This window comes from Pseudarthrobacter sp. C1, from assembly GCF_034720455.1.
Taxonomy (GTDB): Bacteria; Actinomycetota; Actinomycetes; order Actinomycetales; family Micrococcaceae; genus Arthrobacter.
In genome coordinates this window covers 111,368-126,190 of sequence record NZ_JAYESK010000009.1, presented here as the reverse complement: position 1 = coordinate 126,190, position 14,823 = coordinate 111,368, and the positions used below count along the sequence as shown (strand labels likewise).

16 protein-coding genes are annotated in these 14,823 nt (G+C 65.9%); 8 read left to right on the top strand and 8 right to left on the bottom strand.

What is annotated here, in order from left to right; genetic code table 11:
- The first annotated feature begins 269 nt into the window (after positions 1-269).
- The 3 genes from U7114_RS15495 to U7114_RS15485 all read left to right on the top strand — a co-directional run bounded on the left by U7114_RS15495 (position 270) and on the right by U7114_RS15485 (position 2,513).
- Positions 270-887, top strand: coding sequence for a nuclease PIN (locus U7114_RS15495; protein WP_321215097.1), 618 nt, complete (start codon positions 270-272; stop codon positions 885-887).
- Between the two features lies 1 nt (position 888).
- The gene (locus U7114_RS15490) at positions 889-1,902 is read left to right on the top strand and encodes an inorganic phosphate transporter (RefSeq protein ID WP_323057858.1); all 1,014 of its coding nucleotides are present in this window, start codon (positions 889-891) and stop codon (positions 1,900-1,902) included.
- 203 nt (positions 1,903-2,105) lie between these two features.
- On the top strand, positions 2,106-2,513 hold the full coding sequence (locus U7114_RS15485) for a hypothetical protein (protein WP_157239668.1): 408 nt from the start codon (positions 2,106-2,108) through the stop codon (positions 2,511-2,513).
- A gap of 1 nt (position 2,514) precedes the next feature.
- Here the strand turns inward: U7114_RS15485 and U7114_RS15480 are convergent, their stop codons facing one another.
- From U7114_RS15480 to pstS, 5 genes are all read right to left on the bottom strand, one after another.
- Positions 2,515-2,793, bottom strand: coding sequence for a hypothetical protein (locus U7114_RS15480; RefSeq protein ID WP_323057857.1), 279 nt, complete (start codon positions 2,791-2,793; stop codon positions 2,515-2,517).
- 169 nt (positions 2,794-2,962) lie between these two features.
- Positions 2,963-3,742 (bottom strand): phosphate ABC transporter ATP-binding protein PstB, encoded by a 780-nt coding sequence (gene pstB, locus U7114_RS15475; protein ID WP_009357830.1) that lies wholly within the window; start codon positions 3,740-3,742, stop codon positions 2,963-2,965.
- Positions 3,743-3,821: 79 nt separating this feature from the next.
- Positions 3,822-4,934 (bottom strand): phosphate ABC transporter permease PstA, encoded by a 1,113-nt coding sequence (pstA, locus tag U7114_RS15470; protein ID WP_157239672.1) that lies wholly within the window; start codon positions 4,932-4,934, stop codon positions 3,822-3,824.
- The gene (gene pstC / locus U7114_RS15465) at positions 4,935-5,867 is read right to left on the bottom strand and encodes a phosphate ABC transporter permease subunit PstC (protein ID WP_157239674.1); all 933 of its coding nucleotides are present in this window, start codon (positions 5,865-5,867) and stop codon (positions 4,935-4,937) included.
- A 106-nt stretch (positions 5,868-5,973) separates the two neighbouring features.
- Complete coding sequence (gene pstS / locus U7114_RS15460; protein WP_323057856.1) at positions 5,974-7,095, bottom strand: phosphate ABC transporter substrate-binding protein PstS; 1,122 nt, start codon at positions 7,093-7,095, stop codon at positions 5,974-5,976.
- Positions 7,096-7,352: 257 nt separating this feature from the next.
- Here pstS and U7114_RS15455 point away from each other — a divergent pair, with 257 nt between their 5' ends.
- Together U7114_RS15455 and radA are read left to right on the top strand one after the other, a co-directional pair.
- Complete coding sequence (locus U7114_RS15455; protein WP_157239678.1) at positions 7,353-8,480, top strand: FUSC family protein; 1,128 nt, start codon at positions 7,353-7,355, stop codon at positions 8,478-8,480.
- A gap of 107 nt (positions 8,481-8,587) precedes the next feature.
- Positions 8,588-9,961, top strand: coding sequence for a DNA repair protein RadA (gene radA / locus U7114_RS15450; RefSeq protein ID WP_157239683.1), 1,374 nt, complete (start codon positions 8,588-8,590; stop codon positions 9,959-9,961).
- Here radA and U7114_RS15445 read toward each other — a convergent pair whose 3' ends face one another.
- Positions 9,962-10,231 carry a hypothetical protein gene (locus U7114_RS15445; protein WP_104996487.1) on the bottom strand — a complete coding sequence of 90 codons (270 nt, stop codon included), beginning with the start codon at positions 10,229-10,231 and terminating at the stop codon, positions 9,962-9,964.
- A 118-nt stretch (positions 10,232-10,349) separates the two neighbouring features.
- Here U7114_RS15445 and U7114_RS15440 point away from each other — a divergent pair, with 118 nt between their 5' ends.
- On the top strand, positions 10,350-10,823 hold the full coding sequence (locus U7114_RS15440) for an NUDIX domain-containing protein (RefSeq protein ID WP_323057855.1): 474 nt from the start codon (positions 10,350-10,352) through the stop codon (positions 10,821-10,823).
- 135 nt (positions 10,824-10,958) lie between these two features.
- Here the strand turns inward: U7114_RS15440 and U7114_RS15435 are convergent, their stop codons facing one another.
- Together U7114_RS15435 and U7114_RS15430 are read right to left on the bottom strand one after the other, a co-directional pair.
- Entirely contained in the window at positions 10,959-12,203 is a 1,245-nt protein-coding gene (locus U7114_RS15435) for a beta-ketoacyl-[acyl-carrier-protein] synthase family protein (protein WP_323057854.1), read from the bottom strand.
- A gap of 6 nt (positions 12,204-12,209) precedes the next feature.
- The gene (locus tag U7114_RS15430; protein ID WP_323057853.1) at positions 12,210-13,823 is read right to left on the bottom strand and encodes a peptide chain release factor 3; all 1,614 of its coding nucleotides are present in this window, start codon (positions 13,821-13,823) and stop codon (positions 12,210-12,212) included.
- A 262-nt stretch (positions 13,824-14,085) separates the two neighbouring features.
- Here U7114_RS15430 and U7114_RS15425 point away from each other — a divergent pair, with 262 nt between their 5' ends.
- Together U7114_RS15425 and U7114_RS15420 are read left to right on the top strand one after the other, a co-directional pair.
- A complete protein-coding gene (locus U7114_RS15425) occupies positions 14,086-14,298 on the top strand; it encodes a hypothetical protein (protein ID WP_231755145.1) in 213 nt (70 codons plus the stop codon).
- Positions 14,299-14,603: 305 nt separating this feature from the next.
- Entirely contained in the window at positions 14,604-14,795 is a 192-nt protein-coding gene (locus U7114_RS15420) for a hypothetical protein (RefSeq protein ID WP_157239691.1), read from the top strand.
- The last annotated feature ends 28 nt before the right edge of the window (positions 14,796-14,823 follow it).

Below are 14,823 nucleotides of genomic sequence, written 5' to 3'. Positions count from 1 at the left end.
GCCAGCCAAAGTAGAAAACTGAAATCGGTGCCGAGCCGCGAAACCCCCGGGCTTCAACAATTAGCCGCCTAGAGCGGCCTACCGCCGAGAGGCGTATCCGGTTCGGCACCATTTTTCTGCCACTTTTCCTGCCCGTCTTCCCAGACATTCCGGGCCTGTTTCCAAGCACCAAGTTACGGGCCGGTAGAGTTGGCTCAGTTGCGCGCCGGAGTCAAGTCACACGGCAGCAACACCCCGCCCCGTACTTTTCCCCGGAGACCGGTAAACACGTGAAGCTGCGCCTTTTCCCCCAGGAGCCCGCCGGGCTGGACCTCCTTTCGCAGTTGGCCCAGCAGATTGTGCTGGCTGCCGCCACCCTGGCCGAAATTCTTGGCGTCCCTGCCGCTGAACACGGCAAGCTGGTGGAGGACATGCACAACCACGAGGCGAAGTCCGCGGAGCTGCACTTCGCCCTCCTGACGCATATGCGCTCCAGTTTCGTGAACCCGCTGCCCCGCGAGGACATGTACGCGCTCTCCCGCTACCTCAACGAGGCGATGGAGAAGATGGACGCGGCGGCAGAGCTGGTGGCCCTGTACAAGCTGGAGCGGCTGCCCAAGCGGGCCGCCGACCAGCTGGAGATCATCAGCCGGCAGGCCGAACTGACCGTGGATGCAATGCGCCGGCTCAATAACCTCGATGACCTCGAGGACTACTGGATCGAAATCCTCCGCCTCACCAAGCGCGCCGAACGCACCCACCGCGTATGGGTGGCGGACATGATCGCGGACATGAAATGGGCGCAGTATTCCCGCAACCGGGACATCGCCAACCAGCTGGTGGAGGTCACCAAGGACATGCGGCGGATCGCCACCCAGGTGGGCAGCCTCATCGTCAAGGAATCCTGAGGTGACGCCGGCCATTTTCGGCTTGGTGGTCCTGCTGTCCGCGGCGTTTGCCTTCCTCAACGGCTTCCGCGATGCCTCCACCTCCGTGGCGCTTGCGGTCCGCACCAGGGCCCTCACCCCCAGCGTCGCGGTCCTGCTGGCGGCCTTCTTCAACTTCATTGGCGCCCTGCTGAGCGCCGGGCTGGCTGTGGCCATCAGCCGGGCCTGGATCAGCCTTCCTCCGGGTCCGCAGGGCCTCAGCATCCTGGTGGCCGGCCTGGCAAGCGCGTGCGCATGGGGGATTTTGCTGTGGTGGCGGGGCATTCCCGCCTCATCCACCCACGCCTTGGTGGGCGGCCTTGCCGGCGCCGGCCTGGCCAGCCTGGCGGTGGGCGGCACCGGCGTCGGAGGGGTGGACCAGTCCCTGCTCTTCCAGGTTGTGCTTCCACTGGTGCTGTCCCCGCTCGTCGCCTACAGCGGCGCATTCATGCTGGTGTATCCGGCCACCTGGGCGGCCCGCTACACCCAGCCCAATGTGGTCAACCACCGCTTCCGCCGAAGCCAGGCAGTGGCGGCCGGGGCCGTGGCTTTTGGGCACGGCATACAGGACGGGCAGCGCGTGAGCGCCGTGCTGCTGCTGGCGCTGTTGGCCGCAGGGTATTCCGACGGCGGCTCGTTGCCCCTGTGGGTGATGTTGCTGACAGCGGTGATGATTGCCGCCGGGACCATGTTCGGCGGCTGGCGGATCTCGCACACGATCGGGTACAAGATCACCCGGGTGGATCCGCTGCGCGGGTCTGTTGCCCAGACTCTCAGCGCCGTGATGCTTTTTGTGGGTTCCATTGCGCTCCATTGGCCGTTGTCCACCACGCACACGGTGACTTCGGCAGTCCTCGGGGCGGGAGAGAACCAGCACTTTTCCGTGACTAACCGGAAGCTGGTGATCCGGATCGTGGGGCTCTGGGTCCTCACCCCCGCCGCCACGGCTGCACTGGCATTCGTGCTGGCCCTGGCACTCACCCCGGTGGCCGGTTGAACCTGGTAGTGCCATGTCTTCATGCGGGGGCTTCATTGCCCTATACAGGCTGATCACGGTGACGTAGATTCGAAAGTAGGTCCCTGGAATCCCGTACTTTCGCTTTCCCGGGCCGGACATCCGCCGCCGGGTGCAGGGCCGCGGACTGGGCTGCTGCAGCATATCGGCGGCATGGATGCACCTCGCGGAAAAGAGCAGGCATCATGTCTACTTCGAGGCCCCGGCATTCCCTGCCCCAGCCGCGGCAGCTTCGCTGCGAAACCTGCGGGACCGAACATCAATTGACCATCCACGCCATCAGTGCGATGGGGGCAGCCAACGGGGACCTGGTCACCGTTGGATACACCTGCAACGACTGCGGGCTGTTCCAGGAGCACCTCGCCTATGCACGGGATGTGGCGGCGGCGTTGCACCAGGTGCGCCGGATGGCCCAGGTCATCCTGTTCGGCGACGAGTACATCCACTGCGGGTTTCCCATGGAGGAAGCCGAGTTCGAGATCGAACGGCTTTGCTACCGCAGCAGCGACAGCGGAGGGGGACTCAACGCGGTTTCGCTGCCCACGAGGGTCCTGCGCTGCCGGTGCGGCTTCCAGCTTGAAGTGCCGGAGTAGGCTAAAACCCCGTGGGCCAGGCTGGCGGGGCGTCCAGCAGGGCCGCTTCCAGTTCCTGGGACGTCATGTTGGCCGCCTGGAGGAGCGCGCCGTGGTCCACCCCGGAACTGGCTGCCTGCTGGACGGCTTCCCTGAGGGACTCGTGGGCGGCGTCGAGTTCCCACTGGATGCTCTCCAGGTAGGAACTGGTGCGCCAGACCGCAGAGAGGTGCTCCCCATCGACGAAGGTTCCAGGCCCGTTGGGATGATGGCCCCTGAGGCCGTTTGCCGTCTGCGTCAAGGAAAGCTCCTATTTCTTCTAGTTACTAGCTCCCGAAGTATCTAGTCCAGCGTACTAAATTCCCCAAGTCCCCGCCAGCAGTTCCTTGGCGTCCTCCCGGGCAGCCGACAGCCCGAGCAGGAAGGGTTCCTCCTCGGGCTGTGGAGCGCCTGGATAAAAAGACGGCGGGTTATCCGAAGCGGCCGGAGACGTAGTCCTCGGTGGCCTTCTGGGTGGGGTTGCTGAAGATGGTGTGCGTGTCTCCCACCTCGATCAGCTTGCCTGGCTTGCCGGTGCCTGCGATGTTGAAGAAAGCGGTGCGGTCCGAGACGCGGGCTGCCTGCTGCATGTTGTGCGTCACGATCACCACCGTGTACTGGTCCTTGAGCTCATTGATGAGGTCCTCGATGGCCAGGGTGGAGATGGGGTCCAGCGCGGAACACGGCTCGTCCATGAGGATCACCTGCGGCTCCACGGCAATGGCACGGGCAATGCAGAGGCGCTGCTGCTGTCCGCCGGAAAGGCCTGAGCCTGGCTTCTCCAGGCGGTCCTTGACCTCGTTCCACAGGTTGGCGCCCTTCAGCGAGCGTTCCACCAGGACGTCGGCTTCACCCTTGGAGATCTTCTTGTTGTTAAGCTTCACCCCTGCCAGCACGTTGTCCCGGATGGACATGGTGGGAAACGGGTTGGGCCGCTGGAACACCATGCCGATCTGCGAGCGGACGGTCACGGGGTCCACGCCCGGGCCGTACAGGTTGTCGCCGTCGAGCAGGACCTCGCCCTCGACGCGCGCCCCCGGGAGGACCTCGTGCATGCGGTTCAGGGTGCGCAGGAAGGTGGACTTTCCGCAGCCCGAGGGTCCGATGAATGCGGTAACGGACTTGGCCTCGATGTTGATGGTGACGTCCTCTACGGCGAGGAAATCGCCGTAGTACACGTTCAGGTCCTTGACGTCGATGCGCTTAGACATGGTGTTCCTTCACTAACTGGTATGAATTGAAGTCTAGGTTCCGGCGGATAGGACCGGAAGGGACGCTGGCTGGAAACTGTCAGCGGCCCGTCTTGGGGGCGAAAACCCGGGCGATCAGGCGGGCGCCAAGGTTGAGGACCATGACCAGGATGATCAGCACGAGGGCCGCGCCCCAGGCACGCTGGGATGACGGGTCCGGGTTGGCCGGCGACGTGGGGTTCAGGATCTGGGTGTAGATGAACGTGGGCAGCGAAGCCATCCAGCCGCTGAACACGTTGGAGTTGATGCTGGTGGCGAAGCCCGCGGTGACCAGGATGGGCGCCGTCTCACCGATGACGCGGGCGATCGCCAGGGTGACGCCTGAGGCAATGCCGGAAATCGCCGTCGGGATGACAACCTTGACGATGGTCCGCCACTTGCGCACGCCCAGGGCGTACGCGGCTTCGCGCAGTTCGTTGGGAACGATCTTCAGCATTTCCTCGCTGGAACGCACCACCACGGGGATCATGAGCACGGAAAGCGCGACCGCGGCAACGGCGCCGGTTTTGGTGCCGGGGCCGACAATGGCGAAGAAGAAGGCCGCCGCAAAGAGGCCTGCCACGATGGAAGGAATGCCGGTCATGACGTCAACGAAGAACGTGATGGCGCGGGCCAGCCGGCCGTCGTTGCCGTACTCCACAAGGTAGATGGCCGTCAGCAGGCCCACCGGCACCGAGATGACCGTGGCCAGGAGGGTGATCTGGATGGTGCCGATAAGGGCGTGGTAAATACCGCCCAGGACCGGGGCGCCTTCCTCCGCGGCCCGGTTGTCGTAGACACCGGTGACCCCGTTCATGGACGTCGTGAGGAACCCCGGGTTGAGGAGTCCGGGAACGCCGTTGACCAGGACCGTCCAGATCACCGAAATGAGCGGCAGCAGGGCGATGAGGAAGGACCCCACCACCAGGCAGGTGGCCAGCTTGTCCTTTGCCTTGCGGGAGCCTTCCACGGCTGCGCTCCAGGACACCAGCCCGATGGCAAACAGCAACGCCGAGACGATGCCCCAGCCGACGGGGTTGAAGCCCACCAGGGCCATGATGGCGGCACCCAGGATCAGGGCTGCGGCAAGGACGACGTACGGCGCATACTTGGGCAGCTGGCCTTTGGTAAGTGCCGAGCGCTTGCTGCGCACAGGGGTAAGCGTGGAGGTCATTTAGTTGGCTCCCGAGAATTCTTTGTGCCGGGTGATGATCCAGCGCGCGATCATGTTCACGGCCAGGGTGATGACGAAGAGGACCAGGCCGGCAGCGATGAGGGTGCTGACCTTGAGCCCGCTGGCCTCCGGGAAGTTCAGGGCGATTTCGGCGGCGATGGTCTGGTTGCCGGACTGGATCAGGCTGGCGGTGAGGGCGCCGGAGGACAGCACCAGGGCGACTGCCATGGTCTCGCCGAGTGCACGGCCCAGGCCGAGCATGACGGCGCTGATGATGCCGGGCCGGGCGAACGGCAGGACGGACATCTTAATCATTTCCCAGCGCGTCGCGCCCAGGGCGAGCGCGGCTTCCTCGTGCAGCTTGGGGGTCTGCAGGAAGATTTCGCGGGACAGGGAGGTGATGATGGGCAGGACCATCACGGACAGGACGATGCCGGCGGTCAGGATGGTCTTGCCGGTTGCGGAAGCCGGACCCTGGAAGATCGGCAGCCAGCCCATGTTGGCGGCCAGCCAGTTGTAGGCGGGCGAGATTTCCCTCGCCAGGAAGGCCGCACCCCAGGCGCCGTAGATGACGGACGGGATGGCGGCCAGCAGGTCCACCACGTACCCGAGGCCGGAAGCGAGTCCGCGGGGGGCGAAGTGCGAGATGAACAGGGCGACGCCGATGGCGATGGGCGTGGCAATGACCAGGGCGATGACCGCAGCGATGAGCGTGCCGATCACGATGGGCCAGATGTAGGCGAAGAAGCCGGCGCCGCCCTGGATTTTGTCGGCCGGCGCGGTCAGCGCGGGGATTGCCTGCACTACCAGGAAGAGTGCGACGCCGAAGAGGACGGCAAGAATGAGGCAGCCGGCGGCCAGCGCGGCGCCCGAGAAGATTTTGTCCCCGGCGCGCCCGGCGCCTTGGGTACTTGTCAGGGGGGTGGCGGTCATTCGACGGCCCTTCGGTTGGTAGCTGATTCAGGAAAGATGTGTTGTCCAATGCCAAGTTCCCCGCACTGCCTTTCGGCAGGCGGGGAACCCGGGTTCAGAGCGGTTATTAGGACTTGACCTTGATGGAGTCGATAGCCGCAGTTGCCTTCTCTGCAAGGGTAGAGGAAAGCGGGGCCGACTTGGCGGAGTCCGCGGCGGCCTGCTGGCCTTCCTCGGAAACTACGTAGTTTTCGAAGGCCTTGACCAGGTCAACGGTTTCCTGCTTGTCGTAGGCGCTGCAGACCACGTGGTAGGAAACCAGCACCACCGGGTAGGCACCCGATGCGGTGGTCTTGCGGTCCAGCTTGATGGCGACGTCGTTGGCTGAACGGCCTTCAACGGCCTTGCCTGCCTCGACGGCCTTGGCTGCGGCGTCGGCGGAGATCTTGACGAACTCGCTGCCCACCTTGATGGAGGCGGTGCCGAGCTTGCCGCCTACAGCTGAGTCATCAGCGTAGGTCACGGCGCCGGGGGTGTCGGTGACGGTCTTGACCACACCGGAGGTGCCCTTGGCGTTTTCGCCCTGCAGGGTGGCAGGCCATACGCCGGAGGACTTGTCCGTCCAGACCTCGGGTGCTGCAGAGGCCAGGTAGTCGGTGAAGTTGGTGGTGGTACCGGAGTCATCCGAGCGGTTCACCGGGGTGACCTTGAGGTCCGGCAGGCTGACGCCCTCGTTCAGGGCGGCGATGGCGGGATCGTTCCACTTGGCGATTTCGCCGCGGAAGATCTTGGCAACCGTGGTTGCATCCAGCTTCAGGTCCGTGATGCCGGGCAGGTTGAAGGCCACGGCGATCGGGGAGATGTAGACCGGGATGTTGATGGCGCCGTCCGGACCGCACACGGCCTTGGAGGCCTCGAGCTCTTCGTCCTTGAGGTAGGCGTCCGAACCGGCGAACTGGGCTGAGCCGTCGATGATGGCCTTGCGGCCGGCGCCGGAGCCGTCCGGGGAGTACTGCACGGTGGCGCCCTGGTTTGCGGAGGCGAAGCCTGCCTTCCACGCGTCCATGGCTGCACCGGTGGAGGATGCGCCGATGCCGGTCAGGGTGCCTGTGACCTTGGGGCCAGAAGAGGCCTGGTTGCCGGTGGGCGAGGTGTTCGTGGCGTTGTCTGAACCGCAGGAGGTAAGCGCGAGAGCGCCGGCTGCGATGACAGCGATAGCCGCGTGGCGGCCGAAGCGGAGTGCCTTCACTAGATGTACCCCTTCCAGGGTTTTTCAGTTGCGGTCAGGGACGGAGAACCCTGCTGCGCGATGCGTACGTTTTGTACCTTCATCGAAGTTAGGGTCCGCAGGTAACGGGATGGGCTGCCCAAGGTTAACGGAGGATTAACGGCGGCGGGATATTGGTTGACATATGCCCGGTCACCATTGCGCAGATCACATGTTCGGCCGTAAGGCGCCGCGCACCGGAAAATAAAACGGGGCGGACAGCAAATACACTGGACGGCATGGCTCCCGCAGCAGGACTCTCAGCAGGCAGGCGGTTCCTGCGCGGCCGCTTCCGCACAGGCCTGATCCGCAGCCGGAACTCCCTGCTCCCTGCGGTCCAGATGACCGTGTGCGCCGTGGGAGCGTACGCTTTCGCGGAGTACGTGCTGGGACATTCCGGCCCCCTGTTCGCGGCCACGTCATCCCTGATTGCCCTTGGTTTCTCCCGGGAGCCCAGGCTGCGGCGGGTGGTGGAGGTTGGCCTGGGCTGCACCATCGGCATTGCGGTGGGCGACCTGCTCCTGCACTGGCTGGGCCCCGGGATCTGGCAGGCCGCCGTCGTCCTTCTTTTCTCCATCCTGCTGGCCCGCTTCCTGGACAGCGGCAATATCTTCACCACCCAGCTGGGCCTGCAATCGCTGCTGGTCGTCCTGCTCCCCGCGCCGGCCGGCGGGCCTTTCACGCGGAGCATCGACGCCGTGGTGGGCGGACTGTTTGCCCTGCTGGTAACCATCCTCGTCCCCAAGGATCCGCGCCGCGAACCCCGCAAGGACGTGAAGAATCTCCTCCACGAGCTTGCCGAGGTGCTGCGCGAATGCGCCAACGCCCTGGACAACAGCGATTCCACCCAGGCCTGGCACGCCCTGATCCGGGGAAGGAACTGCCAGCCGCTGGTGGACGCCATGCGCCAGTCGCTGCGCACCTCCGGCGAGGTGGCCAGGCTGGCCCCCGCCTACCGGAGGCACCGGGAGGAACTGGACCAGCTGAAACAGTCGCTGGACTTCATCGACCTGGCGCTGCGGAACAGCCGCGTCTTCGCGCGCCGGCTTACCAGCGCCATCAACCATGCGGCGCTTTCGGATGAAGCCACGGAGAACATCGCGGAGGTGCTGCAGGAGACCGCTGCCGCCATCGACGAGCTTTCGCTCGGCTTGGCGGAAACGCACGACGGCGTCCGCCGCGCCCACATGCGCACGGCCCGCCGGGACCTCAGCGAGATCGCCCTGCGCCTGCACCCCAAGCTCCTGGAAGTGCAGCGGCTGGAGGGCGAAACGGTGGTGATGCTGTACCGGCCGCTGATGGTGGACCTGCTGGAGGCCACGGGCATGGACGCGAGCGAGGCCCGGGACGTGCTGCCGGCGCTGTAGTGGCCGGTGGCCCTAATTAACCGGGGGGTGGGCCTGGAGGGCAGCTTGAGGGCGGTGCCACAGGGCGACGGCCTGAATTGTCGGAGCCCGCCGCTAGGGTTGGACGCATGGCTACGAAGACTTCCCGGGCATCCAAGGCGCCCGCCTACAAGTGCGCCGAGTGCGGCTGGACCACAGTCAAATGGGTGGGCCGCTGCGGCGAGTGCCAGGCGTGGGGCACCGTCGAGGAAACCGGCACCGCCGTGGCGCGTACGACGGCGGCCACAACGGTCCTTGAGCCCGCCCGCCGCATTGCCGAGGTGGACGCCACCACCGCCGCATTCCTGCCCACGGGCGTTGATGAACTGGACCGGGTGCTGGGCGGCGGACTGGTACCGGGCGCCGTCATCCTGCTGGCCGGCGAACCCGGCGTCGGCAAGTCCACGCTGCTGCTGGACGTGGCCGCCAAATTCGCCCGGACGGCCCAGGACGTGCTGTACGTAACCGGGGAGGAGTCCGCGGCGCAGGTGAAGCTCCGCGCGGAGCGGATCGATGCCGTGGCTGAATCGCTCTATCTCTCCGCGGAAACGGACCTCGGCCAGGCGCTGGGGCAGGTGGAGAAGATCGAGCCGCGGCTGCTGATCGTGGACTCGGTGCAGACCCTCAGCAGCGCCGATGTTGACGGCAGCGCCGGGGGCGTGTCCCAGGTCCGGGAGGTTGCCGCGTCCATCATTGCCGCGGCCAAGCGCCGGAACATGACAACTCTGCTGGTGGGCCACGTGACCAAGGACGGTTCCATCGCCGGGCCGCGGCTGCTGGAGCACCTGGTGGACGTGGTGTGCCAGTTCGAGGGCGAGCGCCATTCGCGGCTGCGGATGCTGCGCGCGGTCAAGAACCGTTACGGGCCTACCGACGACGTCGGCTGCTTCGACCTGAACGAGAACGGCATTGAAGGCCTCGCCGATCCCAGCGGGCTTTTTGTCAGCCGCACCAAGGACCCGGTTTCCGGAACCTGCATCACCGTGACCATGGAGGGCCGGCGGCCGCTGCTGGCCGAGGTTCAGTCGCTGCTCGCGGAAAGCCCCAACTCGCAGCCGCGGCGGGCCACCAGCGGGCTGGACAGTTCACGGGTCTCCATGCTGCTCGCCGTGCTGCAGCAGCGCGCGGGAACACTCCTGCACAAGGACGACTCGTACGTGGCCACAGTGGGCGGGGTGAAGCTCAGCGAACCCGCCACGGACCTTGCCATTGCCCTGGCTGTGGCCTCGGCCAAGGCCCGCAAACCGCTGCCCATCCGGCTCATTGCCTTTGGAGAAGTGGGCCTGGCCGGCGAGGTACGTCCGGTGCCGGGCATCAACCAGCGCATCCAGGAGGCCCACCGCCTCGGGTTTACGCATGCGGTGGTTCCCGCGAGCCATGCAGGGCCTGGCCCGATACCGGCCGGCTTCTCAGTGCGGGAGGTGGAACACCTGACCGAGGCCCTGAGCCTGCTGATCGGGTAGCTAGCCGTGCTGCGGCAAGGAATCGGGGTCGTCCCGGTGAACGTTGAAAAGCCAGCCGGACACGTCACTGCGCAGCACCAGCAGCGGCCCGCCCGTGGCGGTGACGTTTCCGGTGGGTACGTAGTAGCCGCGGCCGGAGCCCGGCCCGCCGGCTGCCCGGTCCAGGGCATCCACCAGGTGCCGCGGCAGGTGGCCCTGCGGACCAAGGCTGCGAAGCTCTTCAAGTTCTTCCGGCGTAAGCCGACCCAAAACCTCAGCGATACTGGCCATGACGGGTCCCTTCGAGCAGAGTGCCTGAAGGAATAACCTAAACCAGGGCCGTGAACTGCAGGTTAACGTTGGACGGCATCTTCTGTTCGTTGTTGAATATCCATCTCCCGGAGGACAAATGCCCGTTACGAGTGCAGGAATCCTGCTGTACAGGCAGGCGGCCCCGGGCCTGCTGGAGGTGTGGATTGCCCACATGGGCGGCCCGTTCTGGGCCCGCAAGGACGCGCACGCCTGGTCCGTCCCCAAGGGTGAATACTCCGTGGGCGAGGACCCGCTGGCCGCGGCCCTGCGCGAGTTTGCCGAGGAGATGGGAACCCCCGCACCCGATGCGGACTACCGGCTTCTCGGGGAGTTCAAACAGCCCTCGGGCAAACTCATCACAGTATTTGCAGCCGAGCATGACTTCCAGCCGGAACGGATCGTCAGCAACACCTTTCCGCTGGAGTGGCCCAAAGGTTCAGGCCGCATCCAGCAGTACCCGGAAGTCGACGATGCCCGCTGGTTCCCGGAACCGGAAGCCCGGTCCAAGCTGGTGAAGGGCCAGCTGCCGGTCCTTGATGCCCTGGTGCAACTCGTCCGCGCGGAATCCTAGGGCTTGCCCTGCCTCTCCCGCTAGCCGCGCTGCGGGCACCCGTCAATGGTCCCTGCACCCCCGCACGCCGGGGTGCGTTGTCCACATGCGGGTGCGATGTACTTCGCGACGGGTGATGGGCCGAGTTGCAGTGGCCTAAGCGCCAGTAATCACCAGGGCCACGCTGTGCCCGCCGAAACCGAAGGCGTTCACCAGGCCGGCCGGCGGAGTACCCGGCTGGAGCCGGCGGACTTCTTCGGTGACCACGTTTAGGTCAACCTCGGGGTCCTGCGCCTCAACGTTCAGCGTCCCGGGAAGCATCCCGGTGCGCAGGGCTTCCACCACCACGACGGCGGCCAGCGCCCCCGCGCCGCCGAGCAGGTGGCCGGTGTGCCCCTTGGTGGACGTCACCGGAATCCTGGCGCCGAAGATGGCGTTGATGGCCTGGCCCTCGAGCCTGTCTCCAACAGGGGTGGACGTGGCATGCGCGTGCACGAAACCGATGTCCCCGGCGGTCATGCCGGCGGACTCAAGCGCCTTCTGCATCACCCGCCGCTGCATGGCGGGATCGGCGGCCACGATGTCGTTCGCGTCGGACGTCACCGCTCCCCCGGCCACTGCCCCCAGAACAGCTGCTCCGCGGGCGCGCGCGTGCTCTTCGCTCTCCAGCACCACCACGCCGGCGCCCTCCGCGAGCACAAAGCCGTCCCGGCCGCCGTCGAACGGGCGCGATGCCCGCTGCGGATCTTCATTGCGGGTGGACAGGGCGCGGATCTGGGAGAAGCCCGTGACCACCAGGTCGTTGACCGAGGCGTCAACGCCGCCGGCAATTACGACGTCGGCAGCGCCGGAGCGGATCATCTCGGCTGCCTGGACAATCGCCTCAGCCCCGGAGGCACATGCGCTGACAGGCGTCCGGGCACCGCCGCGGGCGCCGAGGTCGATGGACACCCAAGCGGCCGGGCCGTTGACCATAAGCCGGGTGAGGGTGTGCGGCGAAACCTTGCGCGGGCCCGACGCCGCGAGGGTCCGGTCCTGCTCCAGGGTGGAGCCAAGCCCGCCGTACGCCGAGCCGATCACCACGGCGAAACGCTCGGGATCGACCTCCGGGGCGCCTGCCTGTTTCCAGGCCTCGCGGGCCGCAATCAGCGCCAGCTGCCCGCAGCGGTCCATGCGCTTCATTTCGCGGGTGCTGAGGTGTCCGGAAAGATCAGCGGTGACCTGTCCTGCCATCTTCACCGGCAGCTGCTCGGCCCACGCCTCCTCAAGCGGCGCGATCCCGGATTTTCCGGCCACAAGGCCGGCCCACGTTTCGGGCACGGAGGAGCCGACCGGGTTGATGGTGCCGACGCCGGTGACCAGCGCGCGGGGTTGTGTTGCACCGGCTTTGACTGCGTTCATGGTTCGCTACTTTGCTGGGTTGTGGGTGCCGATGGGCACGAGGGTGAGGTCGGGGTGGTTCTTCTCGATCCGCCGCAGCGCCCAGACGTCGTTGAACAGGGCGAGGTATTCGCCGTCGGACCGCAAAAGCACCTCCGCGCCCGGTACGTTGGCGAGCGCAGGCATGGCATCCGCCGTCGAAATTCGAGCCAGTGAGTACGGCAGGCGTTCCAGGCGCATGGGCGCGTTGAAGTCGTGCGCCATGCGGTCCTCCACCACTTCGAACTGCATGGGGCCGACGGCGGCAAGCACCGGAGCCTGGTCGCCGCGGACGTCGGAGCGGAGCACCTGGATGACGCCCTCGTGTTCGAGCTGCTCGATGCCGCGGCGGAACTGCTTGAACTTGCTGGGGTCCTTGGAGCGCGCCACCTGGAAGTGCTCCGGGGCGAACAGCGGGATGGCGGGGTACTCCACCGGGCCCTCGAGGAACAGACTGTCCCCCACGCGAAGGGAGGAAGCGTTGACCAGGCCGACGACGTCCCCGGGGTATGCCTCGTCGATCACTTCGCGTTCGCGGCCGAACACCTGCTGGGCGTACTTGGTGGCGAAGGACTTGCCGGTGCGGGTCTGGGTGACCACCATGCCGCGCTCGAACACGCCGGAGCAGACGCGGATGAAGGCCACGTGGTCCCGGTGGGCCTTGTTCATGCCGGCCTGGACCTTGAAGACGAAGCCGGAGAACGGGGACTCGACCGGCCTGGGGTTGCCCTCGATGTCCGGGCGGGGAGCTGCCGGCGGGGCGAAGTCCACCAGCGCGTCCAGCAGTTCCTTGACGCCGAAGTTCAGCGCGGCGGAGCTGAACAGGATGGGGGTTGCCTTGCCGGCGTGGAAGCTTTCGACGTCGAACTCCAGGTTCGATTCGATGACCAGGCCGGCCTCGTCCACGGCGTCGGACCAGTTGCTGCCCTGGCTCTCCGCAGCTTCCTCAGGAGTGAAGTACTCGGTGATGGCGATCTGGGCGCCGGCGTTGTTGCGCTGGAACCGGGCGAACCGGTCATTGCGGAGGTCCCAGACGCCACGGAAGTCGCCGGAGATGCCGACTGCCCACGTGAGCGGCATTGGCTGCAAGCCCGTGCGCTCGGTGATTTCATCCATCAGGGCAAGGGCGTCCAGGCCGGGCCGGTCCCACTTGTTGATGACGGTGATGATGGGCAGGTTCCGCTGCTTGCAGACTTCGAACAGCTTCATGGTCTGGGTTTCCAGGCCCTTGGCGGCGTCCACGAGCATGACGGCGCAGTCGACGGCGGCCAGCACGCGGTAGGTGTCCTCGGAGAAGTCCGCGTGGCCCGGGGTGTCCAGGAGGTTGATGACGGTGTCCCGGTAGGAGAACTGCAGCGCCGCGGAGCTGATGGAAATGCCGCGGTCCTTCTCCATCTGCATCCAGTCAGAGACGGTTTCCTTGCGGTTGGCCTTGCCGCTGGAGGCACCGGCGGTGCCGATCACCTTCGCGTGCAGGGCCAGCGCTTCGGTGAGCGTGGACTTGCCGGCGTCGGGGTGCGAAATGACAGCAAAGGTCCGGCGACGGCCCGCCTCTTTGTGGATACCGGAGATCCGGGCGGGGGTCAGGACATCTTGGGACACGGTGCTACTTTCGCTGCGGTTGGGACTGCCCGGGCGCTGCCTCGCAGGGCACTGAGGCGGTGGGGCCGGGGAAACGGGGCTGGCAAACAGCCAAGTTCCAGTTTATCGCAGGGCGGCAAACCGGCGGCGGCGGCGCTTAACGCCCGCGAAACGGCACGTTCAAAGCCGCGAAATGACGCCGGGCTAGCGTGACCGCATGAACACCAACGACACCCCGGCGCACGGATGCCCCCGGCGCCGCATGGTAAGGATCTGAGCGGCTGTGCAGGGTCTCTCCTATTCCGGCAACCTGTTCTTCGATCCCCTGGCCACCGGCCTGGCACCCGCCTTGATGCGGGATCCCGATTCGCTCGGAAATGCGGAGCGCCCGCGCCGGGGAACCCAGACCCCGGCCGAACAGAAAGCCCTCCGGGCGGCGTCCCTTTCGAAGGTCAGCAAGGACCTGGAGCGGATGCTGCGGGAACGGATGCGCTGACCGCGCCACCAGCTGAATATCCGGAACACAGGACGTGCCTGCCTGTAATGCGGCATTGCAGACGATGTAATGCCGCATTACACTTTTAGTGTCATGTGAGAAAGGAGGAGCACCAAGAGCATGAGCAAGAGCGAGAAGCTCGTGTTGAAGTTTTGCGACTATTACTCGTTTATGTCGTACACGGATTTCAGGGCATGGGTTGAGGCAGACGATGATTCTTCGCCCGCCTTGTCCTACGCCAGGTCCGCAGACATTCGTTAGGGACTTCAGGCTCCCGGCGCCCAAGGGCGGGATGGAAATGACTTATGCAGGCAGAAGAACCAGCAATCCCGCTCCTTGGCTACGTGGAGATAGCTGAAGCAACCGGCCAGGACGTCGGCCTGATCAGGGTCTGGAAGAACCGCGGAAAACTTCCCAACCCCGATTTCCAGTTGGGACAGTCACCGGGGTGGCTGGCGGAAACAATCAATCCGTGGATCCAGGAGCACCGGAAGTAAGCCCGGACCCGTTCGCTCGGGCGCTGGC

Excerpts from the sequence above, each read along its gene's own strand:
- U7114_RS15445 (WP_104996487.1), bottom strand. The coding sequence starts at position 10,231 with ATGGCCAGTATCGCTGAGGTTTTGGGTCGGCTTACGCCGGAAGAACTT.
- radA (WP_157239683.1), top strand. The coding sequence starts at position 8,588 with ATGGCTACGAAGACTTCCCGGGCATCCAAGGCGCCCGCCTACAAGTGC.
- U7114_RS15485 (WP_157239668.1), top strand. The coding sequence starts at position 2,106 with ATGTCTACTTCGAGGCCCCGGCATTCCCTGCCCCAGCCGCGGCAGCTT.
- pstC (WP_157239674.1), bottom strand. The coding sequence starts at position 5,867 with ATGACCGCCACCCCCCTGACAAGTACCCAAGGCGCCGGGCGCGCCGGG.
- U7114_RS15440 (WP_323057855.1), top strand. The coding sequence starts at position 10,350 with ATGCCCGTTACGAGTGCAGGAATCCTGCTGTACAGGCAGGCGGCCCCG.
- pstA (WP_157239672.1), bottom strand. The coding sequence starts at position 4,934 with ATGACCTCCACGCTTACCCCTGTGCGCAGCAAGCGCTCGGCACTTACC.
- U7114_RS15435 (WP_323057854.1), bottom strand. The coding sequence starts at position 12,203 with ATGAACGCAGTCAAAGCCGGTGCAACACAACCCCGCGCGCTGGTCACC.
- pstB (WP_009357830.1), bottom strand. The coding sequence starts at position 3,742 with ATGTCTAAGCGCATCGACGTCAAGGACCTGAACGTGTACTACGGCGAT.
- U7114_RS15455 (WP_157239678.1), top strand. The coding sequence starts at position 7,353 with ATGGCTCCCGCAGCAGGACTCTCAGCAGGCAGGCGGTTCCTGCGCGGC.
- U7114_RS15420 (WP_157239691.1), top strand. The coding sequence starts at position 14,604 with ATGCAGGCAGAAGAACCAGCAATCCCGCTCCTTGGCTACGTGGAGATA.